General features: G+C 67.7%; 16 protein-coding genes and 1 riboswitch. Of the genes, 8 read left to right on the top strand and 8 right to left on the bottom strand.

Features of this window, described 5'->3' with window-relative positions; translation table 11 throughout:
- Window positions 1-3 precede the first annotated feature (3 nt).
- Window positions 4-201 (bottom strand): CbtB domain-containing protein, encoded by a 198-nt coding sequence (locus E1263_RS26470; RefSeq protein ID WP_132172057.1) that lies wholly within the window; start codon window positions 199-201, stop codon window positions 4-6.
- A gap of 52 nt (window positions 202-253) precedes the next feature.
- Window positions 254-321: riboswitch (cobalamin riboswitch) on the bottom strand.
- Window positions 322-481: 160 nt separating this feature from the next.
- On the opposite strand from E1263_RS26470, the gene E1263_RS26465 reads away from it, so the two are divergent.
- Window positions 482-1,123, top strand: a complete 642-nt coding sequence (locus E1263_RS26465) for a LysE family translocator (protein ID WP_132172055.1) — start codon at window positions 482-484, stop codon at window positions 1,121-1,123.
- Here the strand turns inward: E1263_RS26465 and E1263_RS26460 are convergent.
- From E1263_RS26460 to E1263_RS26445, 4 genes are all read right to left on the bottom strand, one after another.
- Window positions 1,104-2,474, bottom strand: coding sequence for an MFS transporter (locus E1263_RS26460; protein ID WP_132172053.1), 1,371 nt, complete (start codon window positions 2,472-2,474; stop codon window positions 1,104-1,106). The two genes, E1263_RS26465 and E1263_RS26460, sit on opposite strands and share 20 nt — an antisense overlap.
- A 217-nt stretch (window positions 2,475-2,691) precedes the next feature.
- Complete coding sequence (locus E1263_RS26455) at window positions 2,692-3,060, bottom strand: DUF1304 domain-containing protein (protein WP_132172051.1); 369 nt, start codon at window positions 3,058-3,060, stop codon at window positions 2,692-2,694.
- Between the two features lie 12 nt (window positions 3,061-3,072).
- Window positions 3,073-3,969: a phosphotriesterase family protein gene (locus E1263_RS26450; RefSeq protein WP_132172049.1), complete on the bottom strand. Its 897-nt coding sequence runs from the start codon at window positions 3,967-3,969 to the stop codon at window positions 3,073-3,075.
- A gap of 69 nt (window positions 3,970-4,038) precedes the next feature.
- The gene (locus tag E1263_RS26445) at window positions 4,039-5,703 is read right to left on the bottom strand and encodes a DEAD/DEAH box helicase (protein WP_238161562.1); all 1,665 of its coding nucleotides are present in this window, start codon (window positions 5,701-5,703) and stop codon (window positions 4,039-4,041) included.
- A 177-nt stretch (window positions 5,704-5,880) separates the two neighbouring features.
- On the opposite strand from E1263_RS26445, the gene E1263_RS26440 reads away from it, so the two are divergent.
- On the top strand, window positions 5,881-6,381 hold the full coding sequence (locus E1263_RS26440; RefSeq protein ID WP_238161560.1) for a DinB family protein: 501 nt from the start codon (window positions 5,881-5,883) through the stop codon (window positions 6,379-6,381).
- Here E1263_RS26440 and E1263_RS26435 read toward each other — a convergent pair whose 3' ends face one another.
- Window positions 6,382-7,050, bottom strand: a complete 669-nt coding sequence (locus tag E1263_RS26435; protein WP_132172045.1) for a TetR family transcriptional regulator — start codon at window positions 7,048-7,050, stop codon at window positions 6,382-6,384. It abuts the gene before it with no gap.
- A gap of 42 nt (window positions 7,051-7,092) precedes the next feature.
- Between E1263_RS26435 and E1263_RS26430 the strand changes: the two genes are divergently transcribed.
- The 3 genes from E1263_RS26430 (at window position 7,093) to E1263_RS26420 (ending at window position 10,048) form a co-directional block, all read left to right on the top strand.
- A complete protein-coding gene (locus tag E1263_RS26430) occupies window positions 7,093-8,130 on the top strand; it encodes an amidohydrolase family protein (protein ID WP_132172043.1) in 1,038 nt (345 codons plus the stop codon).
- A gap of 13 nt (window positions 8,131-8,143) precedes the next feature.
- The gene (locus E1263_RS26425) at window positions 8,144-8,500 is read left to right on the top strand and encodes a YybH family protein (protein WP_132172041.1); all 357 of its coding nucleotides are present in this window, start codon (window positions 8,144-8,146) and stop codon (window positions 8,498-8,500) included.
- Between the two features lie 150 nt (window positions 8,501-8,650).
- Window positions 8,651-10,048, top strand: a complete 1,398-nt coding sequence (locus tag E1263_RS26420) for an ankyrin repeat domain-containing protein (protein WP_132172039.1) — start codon at window positions 8,651-8,653, stop codon at window positions 10,046-10,048.
- Here E1263_RS26420 and E1263_RS26415 read toward each other — a convergent pair.
- Window positions 10,014-11,120, bottom strand: coding sequence for a calcium:cation antiporter (locus tag E1263_RS26415; RefSeq protein WP_132172037.1), 1,107 nt, complete (start codon window positions 11,118-11,120; stop codon window positions 10,014-10,016). The genes E1263_RS26420 and E1263_RS26415 overlap by 35 nt on opposite strands.
- Window positions 11,121-11,192: 72 nt before the next feature.
- On the opposite strand from E1263_RS26415, the gene E1263_RS26410 reads away from it, so the two are divergent.
- Window positions 11,193-11,693, top strand: coding sequence for a GNAT family N-acetyltransferase (locus E1263_RS26410; protein WP_132172035.1), 501 nt, complete (start codon window positions 11,193-11,195; stop codon window positions 11,691-11,693).
- The gene (locus E1263_RS26405) at window positions 11,690-12,538 is read left to right on the top strand and encodes an SCO6745 family protein (RefSeq protein ID WP_132172033.1); all 849 of its coding nucleotides are present in this window, start codon (window positions 11,690-11,692) and stop codon (window positions 12,536-12,538) included. The genes E1263_RS26410 and E1263_RS26405 overlap by 4 nt, the downstream gene beginning before the upstream one ends.
- A gap of 167 nt (window positions 12,539-12,705) precedes the next feature.
- On the opposite strand, the gene E1263_RS26400 is transcribed toward E1263_RS26405, so the two are convergent.
- Window positions 12,706-13,590 carry a LysR family transcriptional regulator ArgP gene (locus E1263_RS26400; protein WP_132172031.1) on the bottom strand — a complete coding sequence of 295 codons (885 nt, stop codon included), beginning with the start codon at window positions 13,588-13,590 and terminating at the stop codon, window positions 12,706-12,708.
- A gap of 73 nt (window positions 13,591-13,663) precedes the next feature.
- On the opposite strand from E1263_RS26400, the gene E1263_RS26395 reads away from it, so the two are divergent.
- The gene (locus E1263_RS26395) at window positions 13,664-14,260 is read left to right on the top strand and encodes a LysE/ArgO family amino acid transporter (RefSeq protein WP_132172029.1); all 597 of its coding nucleotides are present in this window, start codon (window positions 13,664-13,666) and stop codon (window positions 14,258-14,260) included.
- Window positions 14,261-14,330 lie beyond the last annotated feature (70 nt).

Here is a 14,330-nt window from a genome sequence, read left to right as displayed (position 1 = left end):
CAGTCAGTGGCAGGGCACGCCGAGAAGGTGCCGACCATCGTGCATCAGCTCGTGCAGGTACATCCCCGACTGCGACACCGCGCCCTGGTCGAAGCCGACCAGATAGGCGAGCAGCAGCAACAGGGCGACGCTGAGCCCGGAGAGAAGAAGTAAGCGGGACGAGATCGCCGGTACGGTCACCGACTGGGCAGGAGCTGCCATCTGAACCTCCTGGGGAAGTGCGCGTCCCCATCGAAAGGCTGCTGGTGCCCGAGCATCCTGACTCACGAGCCTGGGGCCCGATCACAGTGGCGCGGCCGCGCCGGATTCGCACCGGCTTCCCTCGGGCATCGCAGGTTGTCCCCCGAACCGTAGCCCGCTCTCCGTTGAGGGGTCAACGAATCACGGTCCAGGGGTGAGAATCAGCTCAGTTGACCGCGCCCAGCCGGTGTCGGTTCGAATACTTCGCACACTGAAGGAAGCAACGATCTAGCCTGTGCCCATGCCTTCCGCTCATCACCTTGTGGCGTTTGCCGTGACCGCGCTCGTGATGATCATCGTTCCCGGTCCCAGCGTGCTGTTCATCGTCGGCCGTGCGCTGGCGGTCGGTCGGCGGGAGGCCGTGCTGACGCTGCTGGGGAACACGCTGGGCGCCTCGGTGATGCTGGTGCTGATCGCGCTCGGCCTCGGGACCCTGATCGCGGCGAGCGCGATGGCCCTGACCGTCGTGAAGCTGGCCGGGGCGACGTACCTGATCTATCTCGGCGTGCATGCGTTCCGCAGCCGGAAGTCGCTGGCCGAGGCGATGGCCGGTACGGCGATGCCTTCGAACAGCCGGCGAACCGTCCGGCAGGGGTTCGTGGTCGGGGTGACCAACGCGAAGACCGCGGTGTTCTTCGCCGCCGTCCTGCCGCAGTTCGTCGATCAGGGGGCCGGCGACCCGGCCTGGGCGCAGGTCCTGGTGCTCGGCCTGATCTTCGTCACGATCGCTCTGCTGTCCGACAGCCTTTGGGCCGTCGTCGCCGGTACGGCGCGGGAGTGGTTCGCCCGGTCGCCGCGCCGGCTCGAGCTCGTCGGCGGGACCGGTGGCGTGATGATCATCGGTCTCGGCGCGAGTATCGCGGTCAGCGGCTCGAAGGAGTAGTCCGCCGGGCCGCTTGGACGCCCAGCAGAGCCAGTACGGCGGGAACTCCGAAGGCGACCAGGTAAGCAGTCACCGGGGAGTGCGGCTCGATCGCCGCGAACAACGATCCGCCGACGGCCAGGACCGTTGCCGTGGCCAACGAGTCGCTGAGTTGCGCGGCCGAACTGTTCACGCCCTGCTCGGCCCGCTCGGAGTACTCGAGGACCAGCACCGACAACGTCGGGAACACCGTCCCCATCCCGAAGCCGGTCAGGCTCCACCCGAGGATGCCGACCAGGACCGGTACCTCCGGATCGAGCGTGAGGACCGCGATCCCGATCCCCAGCACGACGGCGACCATGCCCACCTGGAGAGCCGCCGCCGGGCTGAACCGGTGGTTCGGCCGACCGCGCCACCACGACGCGAGTGTCCAGCTCAGAGCGCTGACCGTCAGCACCAGCCCGGCGATCGCCGGCGACAAGCCGCGCTCACGGGTCAGCATGAGCGGCAGGAAGACCTCCGCCCCGAATCCGGCCGCCGCGACCAACCCACGCAACGCGACGACCGACGGCAGTCCCCGGCCAAGGGCGAAGGTGCCACGCGGCAGCAGCTTCGGCGCAAAGATCACGATCGCAGCCAGTCCGACCGCGAGCAGCGCGAGCTGCAGCAAGCCGTGCTCTTGGCCGCCGAAGTTCAGTACGCCGACACCGACCGCGGCCGCGACTGCCCACAGTGCCTGTCGATCCCACAGCCGCCCGGAGCGAACGTCGTACCGGTCGCCGCGGGCCAGGCCCGGTCGCATCACGAAGACTGCGGGGATCGCCAGCACCGGTACGGCGAGGAAAACGATCCGCCAGCTCGTGTGTTCAACGATCAACCCGGCGATCGCTGGCCCGACGAGCGACGGAACCACCCAGCCAGTGGCGAACGCGGCGAAGATCTTCGGGCGGAGGATCGCCGGGTAGAGCTGACCGACCACGACGTACAGGGCAACTGTCACCAGGCCGGAGCCGACACCCTGGATGATCCGGCCGACGACCAGGACCTCCATGCTGGGGGCTACTCCGGCGATCACCAGGCCGCCGAGGAACCAGGCGGTGCCGTGCCAGAGCGGCCGGGTCGGGCCGCGGAGATCACTCCAGGTGCCGGAGATCACCATGCCGACCACGCCGGAGGCCAGTGGGCCGCCGAAGGCGAGGGCATAGAGGTAGAGGCCGTCGAGAGCCTGGGCGACGGTGGGCATCGCGGTCGTGACGGCCAGGTTCTCGAAGGCGACGAGGGTGATCAGCGCGACCATGCCGATCGTCAGCGCCCGGTATTGCGGGGACAGCACACCGGGAGTCGTCAGCGGCGGTTCGGCAGTTGTGGTCATGCCGAACAGCCTCTGACTTAAAGTGCACTTGAAGTCAACCGGAGCTTGAAGTCAGTTGGGGTGTCGCTTGGTTCGTCGCCGTAGCGAGCATGTGCTCGGTGCGGTAGCTCGGCGTGCTGGAGGGGAGGCCTCGATGTGGTTCATCGTGGCCTTTCCTCCAGTGCGGCGAGGTGCCGTGCCGAGTGCAGCGCAGTAGGCGAGGAACCAAGCGACACCCCTAGAGGGTGGCGGCAAGCACCAGGGCGAGGATCGGGGGCAGCGCCTGGCTGGCCGCGGCCTGGACCATCCGGCGGTCGGAGGCGATCAGGACGATCCCCGCGCCGGCCATGCAGGCGCAGCTGAAGAGCGCGATCGCGTGGCCCTTGTCGCCACCCGCGATCAGCCCGCCGAGCGCACCGGCCGCCAGGAAGAGGTTGTAGAAGCCCTGGTTGAACGCCCACGGCTTTGCAACCGCCGCCTCGGTGTCGTCTTTGACTAGGAACCGCTTGTACGTGCTCGGCTTGCGGAACAGCAGGCTCTCCAGTGCGAACACCGCAATATGGAAGACCCCGGCCACCACTACGAACACCTGCGCTACGACACTCATGGCCGAACCGTACTACCAGGCGAACGCCCGCGCCGGGTTTCTCCGGAAGATCGCGTCGGCCATGTCGGCGCCGAACTCCTTGGTGATCCGCGGCCGGAGCGTGGTCAGCAGGAACGACATTCCCGGACCCTCGCCAGTCGCGCCTCGCGCTTTCGCGGTGGTCGTGTCCCCGCCGAGCAGCAGCCGGTCGCCGTACCCGGCGTCGATGAGCGCGGCGAGACAACTGAGCAGGTGCGGATCGGTCGCGTTGTTGGCCCGCGACGGCCCGTCGAACGCCAGCCACGCTCCCCGGCGCGCCAGATCCAGATGGGCCCGCGAATCCGGAAAGCGATTGAGGTGCCCAAGGACCACACTCGACGCCGGTACGGCGAGCCTGTCGACCAGCAAATCCAGTACGGCGTCAGCCGCCGAACCGAGCTCGTGATGAATCGCGATCGGGGCCCCGGTCCCCCGGTGAGCCTCCGCCGCCGCTTCCAGCACGTACCGGGCGTGCTCGTCGAGCCGGTGGAATCCGCCGGCCACCTTGATCAGCCCGGCCCGCACCGAACTGTTGCCGATGCCAACGATCAGCTCGTCGCGGAAGATCTCGGCGAGCCGCGGCCGCACCTTCGCGACGAACCCTTCGGGATAGTGCTCAGCCCGGTGCAACCCGGTCGCCGCAATCAGCGAAACCCCAGTCTGGGTTGAGATCCCAGGCAGTTCCTCGACCCGCCGACCCAAGCCATGCGGTGTCCACTGCACGATCGCCTGACCACCAGCCGCCGCAAACTCTTCAACCTCAGCCAACGCAGCCGCCGCATCATCCAGCTCCTGGCCGGCCAACAACGCCGACCGGAAGAACAGGTGATCATGCGAGTCGCAAATCCCCAGCGCCGCCGGGCTCAACTCCCCCAGCACAGTCCGAATCATCACCACTCCAACTTAGACAGCAAAAAGTCCACCCCACCTCTGAATGAGGTGGGGTGGACTCAGTTGCTACTAAGCAGCTTGCTTGCGCGGGCCGCGACGACGACGTCCACCGCGGGCAGCGGACGGGCTGTCGCCAGCGCGGGGGGCGGTGGACTTGGCTACCGTGCGGGTCTGCGTGCCCCCGCCGGCGGCGCGCACCGAGGTGCCTCCGCCTGCGTTGCGGGGAGCGCTGCTCCCACCCGAGGTGGCAGCGGCTGCGCGGGGGCGGCCATTGCCGTTGCCGTTCCCGTTGCCGCGACCGCGGCCTCGGCCACGACCGGGAGTCGTGCTGGCAACCGTGACCGGCGCCTTGGCCGGGGGCTCAACGAACGTGCGCTCGCCCGGGGCCAGCTCGGCCAGCAGCGGGTCGCCCGCTGACAGCTTCGTGGTCTTGGCGGCGATGCCCGCCTTGCGAGTCAGGTCGCGCACGTCGCGCACCTGGTCGTCGGTCATCAGCGTGATGACCGTGCCCTCGGCGCCCGCACGGGCCGTGCGGCCGGAGCGGTGCAGGTACGCCTTGTGCTCGACCGGCGGGTCGGCGTGGATGACGAGCGTGATGTCGTCGACGTGGATACCGCGAGCCGCGATATCCGTGGCGACCAGCGTCTTCGCCGTACCGTCCGAGAAGGCCTCGAGGTTGCGCGTCCGCGCACCCTGCGACAGGTTCCCGTGCAGCTCAACGGCCGGAACACCGGACGCGATCAGCTTCTTGGTGAGCGACTTGGCGCCGTACTTGGTGCGGGTGAAGACGAGCGTGCGCCCCGGCGCAGCGGTCAGGTCGACGAGAACCGGTACCCGGCTGTCGGCCTTCACGTGCAGCACGTGGTGCGTCATCTTCGACACCGGCGACTGCGCCGAGTCGACGCTGTGCGTGATCGGGTTGGTCATGAAGCGCTTGACCAGTACGTCGACGCCGGCGTCCAGCGTGGCCGAGAACAGCAGCCGCTGTGCCTTGGCCGGTGTCGCCTCGAGGATCCGGCGGACGGCCGGCAGGAAGCCGAGGTCGGCCATGTGGTCGGCCTCGTCGAGCACGGTGATCTCCACCGCGTCGAGCTTCACGTTGCCCATCTTGAGGTGGTCTTCGAGGCGGCCGGGGCAGGCGACGACGATGTCGACACCCTTGCGCAGTCCGGTCGTCTGCGGGCCGTGGCCGACTCCGCCGAAGATCGTCATCGTGCGCAGCTCGAGCACATCGGCCAGCGGCTGGATCGAGGCCTGGATCTGGGTGGCCAGCTCCCGCGTCGGCGCCAGGATCAGCGCCCGCGGGGACTTCGGCTGCCGCTTGTTGCCGCGCAGGTACAGACGCGCCAGCAGCGGAAGCACGAAGGCGTAGGTCTTGCCGGAGCCGGTCCGGCCGCGGCCGAGAACGTCCTTGCCGGCCAGCGAATCCGGCAGCGTCGCCGCCTGGATCGGGAAGGGCTTGGTGACACCGGTCGCCGCCAGAGCGTCGGCCAGTGCATCGGGAACGCCGAGAGCGGCGAAGGTCAGGTCGTCCGGAACCTCGAGCGGGATGACCGAGTCGTACTCCGTGGGAGTGATCGGTCCGTTGCTCTGAGCAACATTCCTGCTGCCCTGCCCGGTGTTGCCCCGACCACTGTTGCTCTGCCCGGCCGCGGGCTTACGCCGGCGCGGACGGGAGGAGGGGGCGGAGGTGGACGTGTTTGTGGCTTGCGTAAAGGGGCGGCGGGCCGCCATAGGTACTCCAAAAATCGAGGGTCGTCCTGCCCGGCGCGGCCTTCAGGGGCCGCGGCGCTTGGGGGTCGACTGCGAGCACCTCTGTCACAGAGTGCTCCTGGCCCGAGGCAGAACTGGGCGGGCCGTCACAATCAGTGTACGTCACGACGGGTCTCCGGCCCGACTAGATTGTGTCGCGTGACCCGAACCGACCCACCCACAGCCGCTTCCGAGCGTGACCTGCTGCAGGGATTCCTCGACTTCCATCGGCAGACGCTGCTGCTCAAAGTGGCCGATCTGAGCGCGGAACAGCTCGTGCAACGCAGCGCCGAGCCGTCCAGCATGTCTTTGCTCGGGCTAGTGCGCCATCTCACGGAAGTCGAGCAGTACTGGTTCAAGACCTGCTTGACCGGCGAGGTGGTCCCGGATCGCTATTGGACCGATGAACACCCCGACGGGGATTTCGACCTCGTCGACCCGGCCCAGGCGGACAAAGACCTGCAGATCTATCAGGACGCCGTACGGGAGTCGGACCGGATCGTGTCGCGCCATGCGCTGGACGACCCGTTCCGGCGGCCGCGGCGCGAGGGGATCTACAGCGTTCGCTACCTCTACATCCACATGATCGAGGAGTACGCGCGGCACAACGGCCACGCCGATCTCCTGCGCGAGCGCATCGACGGGCGGGTTGGAGAGTAGCTAAGGCTTGATGGCGCGGATCAGGCCGACGATGTCGTTGACCACTCCGCGCACGCCCGGGATCCGGGTCAGTCGCAGCAGCTTGTCGATCAACGGCACCGACCGATCGATCAACAGGTAGGTACGGCACAGGTCCGCGCTGTCGTCGTGGACCCAGAACAGCACGATCCCCATCTGGAACAGCCACAACAGCTCGGGCAGCTCAGCCGCGAGGTCCGCCGACAACTTGAGATCCGAGCCGGAGACCACCTGCTGGAAGATCTCGACACTCGCCTCCCGGGCCGGCTGCGACTCCGTGCTGAACGGCGACAGCGGACTCTTCGGATCCGCAGCCGTCTTGAAGAACGTCCCGGCGAACTCGTGGTACGGCGCCGACACGTCCAACCACACCCGCAGTACGCCGCTCAGCCGCGCCGCGAACGACTTCTCGCCTTCCAGGACCGTCTGCACCGAATCCCGGTGCTGCTCCTGCAGGTGGTCGTAGTACGCCTGCATCAGATGGTCTTTGGAGGCGAAGTAGTAGTACGCATTGCCGACCGAGACCCCCGCCTCGGTCGCGATCGCCCGCATCGTCGTCTTGCCGTACCCCTGCTCGCGGAACAACCGCAGCGCAGTCGACAGGATCAGCTCACGCGTCTGCTCACCTTTGGTGGTCGCACCGTCCGTCACAGCCGTCAGCGTAGTCACCCTCACCCCGGGCAGGATGGGGAGATGACGACCTGGGTCTTCGAAGGAACCGTCCTCCCGACCGGCGACCGCACCCGGCTGACCATCGGCTCGGGTGATGCTCAGACACTTCCCGGACAGTTCGCCGTACCGGGGTTGGTTGACTCGCACTGTCACCTGACGCTGGGGCGCGGCGCTGATGGTTGGCCGGCGTTGTTCGGGGACGATTTTGCGCAGGAGCGGCTCAAGGAGCTGGCTGCGGCTGGGGTCAGCGCGGTGCGCGACGTCGGCGGCAACCGGTCGGTGACGCTCAAGCTGGCCACGACCGAGGACGACAGCCGACCGCTGGTCCTGGCCGCCGGGCGCTTCCTGGCGCCGGCGGGGCGCTACTTTCCCGCGGCGTACGAGCCGGTCGCGCCCGAGGAATTGCTGGCTGCGGTCGAGGCTGAGATCGCCGACGGCGCGACCTGGCTGAAGCTCGTCGCCGACTTCCCCGAGGTGGGTCCGGACGGCCCGATCCGCGGCAGCGCGATGGCGCAGACCTACGACACCGACGTGATCCAGGCGATGGTCGAGCTCGCCCACAGCCGCGGCGCGCGGGTCGCAGCGCACTGCAACACCGACATCGCCAGTGAGCTGATCCGCGTCGGCGTCGACTCGATCGAGCACGGGATGGCGCTCACCGAGCAGGACCTCGAAACTCTCGGCTCCCGCGGCGGCGCCTGGACCCCGACCCTGTGCGCCTCAGTCAGCGAGGCCCCGGACGAGACTCCGGAACGACGTGCACGCCGACTCGCCCGCTCCGAACAGACCGCCGCCATGCTCGCGCTCACCGACCGGTACGGCGTTCGCGTGCTCGCCGGCTCGGATGTCGTCGGCTCGGTCGCGGGCGAGGTCGACCTGCTGGTGAAGCACGGGCTGACCGTCACCCAGGCGCTCGTCGCGGCCTCCACCGGAGCGCAGGAGTACCTCGGGCTGAGCGGAGACGGGAACCTGGTCACGTATGCCGCGGATCCGCGCGAACACCCGGAAATCCTCGCGACCCCGGCGAGCGTCGTACTGAACGGGAAGCGGATCGCTTGAGACGATGCCGGGTATGCGGGAGAAGGATCTGGATCGATGGGTGACGAAGTACCGCAAAGCCTGGGAGTCGAACGACCCGGCTGATATCGCCGCGCTGTGGACCGAGGATGCGGCCTGGTTCCGGCGGCCGGACGAGGAACCGGTGCGCGGGCGGGACGCGATCGTGGCGGCCTGGGCGGAGGTTGCGGATGCTCCGGGCGAGACGGCCTTCGAGTACGAGGTGCTCGGGTTCGGTGACGGGGTCGGGTTCGTGCGCGGGTGGACGACGTATCTGACCGAGCCGCCGGGCGAGTTCAGCAACCTGTGGGTGATTCGGCTGACCAAGGACCGGGCGCACGAATTCACTGAGTGGTGGATGGAGAAGCCTTGATGCGCTACTGTTTTTGCTAGGCGCTCAGGGCGCACCCGGTCCGCGGGAAGGGCTCAGCCCACCTGAAGTGCTTGAGTTGGTGTTGTTGTTGCTCACCTCCTTTCTCGCCTGTCAACGCGGACAGCAGGCTCGCAGAGAGGAGGTCGGCTGATGCCGACCCGCAATCTTCCGAACGACCCGAACCTGGATCACCTGCGCAAACAGGCCAAACGTCTGCTGGCCGAGCTTCGCGGCGACAAGCCGGATGCGACGTTGGCCGAGGCCCAGCTGGCGACTGCCCGCAGCTACGGATTCGCCAGCTGGCCGCGGATCGTGCACCACATCGAGCTCGTCGACCGCTACAGCCGCTCCCCGCATCGGGAGTCGGTCGGCGGTCCGCTCGACACGCCCGAACAGCGCGCCGACGAGTTCCTCAAGCTGGCAACGCTGCACTACGGACAAGACGATCCGGCCCGGCAGCACGCCGCCCAATCCTTCTTGCCTGAAGTTGCTCAGAGCAACATTTACACGATGGTCGTCGCCGGCGACATCGACGCCGTACGGCGGAATCTCAGCCAGGCAAGGGTTGAGGGCGGACCGTACCGGTGGGAGCCGTTGCTCTACCTCACCTACAACCGTCTCGACGCACCGAATCAGGTGGAGATCGCGCGGCTGCTGTTGGAGAACGGCGCGGATCCGAACGCGGGCTATCTGTGGCAGGGGCTTCCGTCACCATTCACTGCGTTGACCGGCGTCTTTGGTCGGGGCGAAGGCGATCAGCCGCCGCATCCCAACCGGGTCCAGCTGGCTCGATTGCTGCTCGAAGCCAGTGCGGATGCGAACGACAGCCAGACCATGTACAACTGCGGGCCGGGCTGTCCGCCGCCGTACGACGATGTGCATCTGGAGTTGTTGCTGGAGTTCGGACTGGGTCGGGGTGATGGCGGTCCGTGGCATGAGCGGTTGACCTCGGCGCACCCGACGCCCTTGCAGTTACTCGAAGACGAGCTTGTGTTTGCGTCGTCTGCCGGTTTGCTGCATCGGGTTGAGCTGGTACTGGCCCAAGGCATCGACCCGGAAGGGCGCGGCACGGAGCATCCGACCTTCTGTGGGCACCGTGCGTACGAGCTTGCCGCTGTGCAAGGTCATACCGAGATCGCCGAGCTGCTGCGCGCTCACGGGGCGGCGCCGCTGGACGAAGTCCATGAGGTGTACGCGGCGGCCTGGCGGGGCGAGGTCGTGGAGGTTGACGCAGCGCTTGCTGCCCGAGCAGTTGCGCGCAATCCACACCTCGTGATGCGGGCTGCAGAAACTGGGCGGACCGAGGCGCTGGAACCCTTACAACGCTTGGGGTTCGACGTGAATCACATGGCCGGCTCCGCGCCGATCCATCGGGCCGCGCTGAACGGTCACCTGGAAACGGTCAAGCGGCTGGTCGAGCTCGGCGCCGACCCGGATCAGCGCGATCCGTCGTACGACGGGAACGCGTTGGGCTGGGCCGAGCACAACCAGCAGAAGGCAGTGGCCGACTACCTCAGGGGCTTACAGCTAGGAACAGGAAGGCGCTGAACACCATCAGGTGAACGGCACCCTGCAGCAGGGTCGCTTTGCCGGTGGCGAGGGTGATCGTGCTGACTGCGACGGTCAGTGCGAACAGCACGATCTCCTTGGCGCCGAGCCCGAGGACGAGCGGGCCGTCGAGCCAGATCGACGCGATACCGATCGCGGGGATGGTGAGACCGATGCTGGCCAGGGCTGAGCCGAGCGCCAGGTTCATGCTGTTCTGGAGGCGGTTGCGGAGTGCGGCACGGACGGCCGCAACCGTCTCCGGCAGCAGCACGAGCAGCGCGATGACGACGCCGACCACCGCGAGCGGAGCGCCGGCGGACTCGACCGCGGACTCCAGCTTCGGCGAGACCGTCTTGGCCAAACCGACAACGGCGACCAGGCAGACGAACAGCAGCCCGAGGCTGAACAGCGCGACCTTGCCGCTGGGCGCGGCCGCGTGGTGCTCCTCTTCCTCGTCCGCGTTGGTCGAGGCCGGCTCGACCGGGAGGAAGTAGTCACGATGCCGGACGGTCTGCACGAAGACGAAGACGCCGTACATGACGAGTGAGACGACACCGGCGAAGGCCAGTTGGGGTCCGCTGAACCGCGGGCCGGAGGCGCTGGTTGTGAAGGTCGGCAGCACCAGGCTGAGCGTGACGAGCGCGGTCATCACCGCGAGCGCACCGCTCGATGCGTGGACACGGAACTCCTGAACGTGGTGCTTGAGCGAGCCGACCACCAGCGCGATGCCGAGGATTCCGTTGCAGGTGATCATCACGGCGGCGAACACGGTGTCACGGGCCAGTGACGCAGCCTTGTCGCCGCCGGACGCCATCAGCGTGACGATCAGCGCGACCTCGATGATCGTGACGGCGAGCGCGAGGATCAGGGTGCCGAAGGGTTCGCCAACCCGGTGGGCGACGATCTCGGCATGGTGGACAGCGGCAATCACTGCGGCACCGAGACCGGCGCAGACCAAAATCAGCAGGATCGCACCGAGATCCCGGCCCCAGGAGAGCACGAGGACGACGAAGGCGAGCGGGGGCACAGCCAGACTCCAGCGCGGCAACCCATGGACTCGTGAGTTAGTCATCCTCACTAATCCTATGGTCTCCGGCGTAAATCGGTTGGCACGCTGGGCTGCGGAGGTGATGCTTTTCGCATCATGACAGCGCAGATCAGGGTCGCGACCAACGCCGACTGGCCGGTTATCTGGCCGTTCTTCCACGACATCGTCACCGCACAGGAGACGTACGCCTACGATCCGTCGCTGACTTTCGAGCAGGCCGAGGCGATGTGGATGGTGACCTCACCGCGCAGCCGCGTCACCGTCGCGGTCGATGCCGACGGCACGGTCCTCGGTACGTCGAACATGTACCCGAACCGTCCTGGCCCCGGCTCGCACGTGTCCAGCGCGAGCTTCATGGTCAGCCCGGAGGCTCGCGGTCGCGGGGTCGGCCGGCTGCTCTGCGAGGACATGATCGCGTGGTCCGGGCAGGAGGGGTTCCGCGCGATCCAGTTCAACGCGGTGGTGGAGACGAACGAGCCGGCTGTGCACCTCTGGCAGGCGCTCGGCTTCCGCATCATCGGGACCGTGCCGGAGTCCTTCCAACACGCCAAACTCGGGTACGTCGGGCTGCACGTGATGTACCGTCCGCTGGTGTGACGGACAGCCGAGCACGCCGCCTCTGGAAGACGCTCGAACCCTTCCACGCGATCACGTACTTCGCCCCGGAGACCCGGCAGGCGACCGACGCCCTGGGTCTCAAGGGCGGCTGGATGAGCTACTTCGGTTGCCGGGCCGCGCCGCTGGGTGCGGCCTCGCCGGAGCTGGTCGCCGCGCTCTTCTACAACTTCCACCCCGCGATGGTCGCCCGCTCCATCCCGGACGCTTGGGAGCGCGCCACCCCGGCTCAGTTGCTGGAAGCACGGCTCGCCGCGGTCGATACCGCCGTACGGCGACTGTTTCCTTCCGATCCGCCTTTCGAGCGTGCGGCTGAGGTGGCTCGGCGGGCGGCGGACGTGGCTCCCGTGGCGGGGCGTGCCCTCGGGGCTGCCAATGCGGCGCTGCCCTGGCCGGATGAGCCACACCTGGTGCTGTGGCAGGCGACCACGATCCTGCGCGAATCCCGTGGCGATGGGCATGTGGCTGCGCTGGTCGCGGCTGAGCTCAGCCCGTGCCAGGCGTTGGTGACCGCCTCGGCGGCCGGCGGTCCGACGAAGGAGACCTTCGATGTCGCCCGGCGCTGGAGTGCGGAGGAGTGGGCTGCCGCTTCGGACGACCTGCGTTCGCGAGGGTTGCTCTCGGCGGATGGCGCGTTGACCGACAGCGGACGAGCGCTTCGCCAGCAGGTCGAGGACATGACCGACGCGTTGGCCGAGACCGGTTGGCGGGCACTCGGCGACGAACTCACCGCCGAGCTTCACGACCTCGTGCACCCGTTGAGCGCCGTACTGATGTCTGGGGCGTTGCTGCCGCCGGACAACCCGATGGGTCTGCGCTGGAGTTAGGGCGTGTCTCTTGAGTCCGCGCCGTAGCGAGCATGTGCCCGGTGCGGTAGCTCGGCGTGCTGGAGGGAAGGCCTCGATGCTTTTCCATCGTGGCCTTTCCTCCAGTGCGGCGAGGTGCCGTGCCGGGTGCAGCGCAGTAGGCGGGGACTCAAGAGACACGCCCTAGATCAAGTCTTCAGGCTCGCCGCCGCAGCACGCAGCACCGCAGCGGTGAGGGCGGCGAGCACCTCGGACTCCAGCTTCCAGTGCTGCCAGTACAGCGGTATGTCGAGATACTTGCCGGGGGCAATGTTCACCAGGTGACCGGCCGCGATCGCCGGGTCGGCCACCTGGTCCTCGATCATCCCCCAGCCGAGGCCGATCTCCACCGCCTCCCGAAAAGCGCCGGCCGCCGGAACCGCATGCTTGGGTGGATCGAGTTTGCGCCTGGTCACCTTGCGGATCAAGCGGTGTTGCAGGACGTCCTTCTCGTTGAACACGATCAGCGGAGCATCACCGATTGCCTCTGGCAACGGCCTGCCGGTCAGCCAGCGGTCGACGTACCGGGGTGTGGCGACGGGGAGGTACCGCATCTTGCCCAGTGGCACGACCCGGCACCCCTGGACCGGCCGCGGATCCGCGGTCACCGCGGCGAGCACAGTCCCGTTGCGGAGGAACTCGGCGGAGTACTCCTCGTCTTCACGATGGATTACGAAGCGCGCCGGGAACTGCTCGGACAGGTCGAGCATCGCGGCCAGGAACCAGTGGTTGAGCGAGTCCGCGTTGACAGCGATCGGTAAGCGGAGCGCATCAACCGTCCCTTGCACCGCTGCGATCGCCTCGTACTCCAGCAGGGCGACCTGCCGCGCCAACCGCAGCACGGCCTCACCAGCCACCGTCGGCCGGGCCGGCTTCCCGCGCATCACGACGATCTGACCGAGGCGGCTCTCCAAGGCCTTGATGCGTTGGCTGACCGCGGACGGCGTGACCTGGAGCCGCTGCGCGGCGGCGTCGAAACTACCCTCGTCCACCACCGCGGCGAACGTCTCGAGCTGCGCGGAGTCAATCTGCATAGTGAAGGAATTCTAATGGCACGTCAGAATCTTTAGCTGGTTTGTCCCGCGGAATCTTCCTACCGTCGAACCCATGACCGCCCTTACCGGCTTCGCGACGACCCTCGCCATGATCGTCGCCATCGGAGCCCAGAACGCCTTCGTCCTGCGCCAAGGCCTCCGGCGCGAACACGTTCTGCCGGTGGTCCTCGTCTGCAGCCTGTCGGACGCCGTACTGATCGCCTGCGGTATCGCCGGCCTCGGCGTCCTGATCTCCGCCAACCCCGTCGCGCTGTCCATCACGAAGTACGGCGGCGCCGCCTTCCTCCTCGCGTACGCCGCCTTCGCCGTACGCCGTGCCTTCCGCCCCACCACCTTGGCCGCCGCCGACCACACCCCCGCCGCGCTACGTACCGTCGTACTGACTTGTCTGGCCTTCACCTATCTCAACCCACACGTCTACCTGGACACCGTCGTCCTGCTCGGCGCCCTCGCCAACCAGCACGGCCCCGACGCCCGCTGGCTCTACGGCCTGGGCTCGATCACCGCCAGCATCACCTGGTTCTCCGCCCTCGGATTCCTCTCCCGGCACCTCGCCCCCGTCTTCACCCGCCCCCGAGCCTGGCAACTCCTGGACGCCACCATCGCCCTCCTGATGACCACCCTCGCCACCCTCCTGCTCGTGAGCTGAACACCCTCTATCGTCGAACCGTGACAACGCCGAGCGTCCTGGTCATCGGACTGGACCCACACCGCATCCC

This window comes from Kribbella antibiotica, assembly GCF_004349055.1.
Taxonomy (GTDB): Bacteria; Actinomycetota; Actinomycetes; order Propionibacteriales; family Kribbellaceae; genus Kribbella; species Kribbella antibiotica.
Note: the sequence above shows the minus strand (reverse complement) of the source record. Positions and strands in the feature narration are given on the sequence as shown.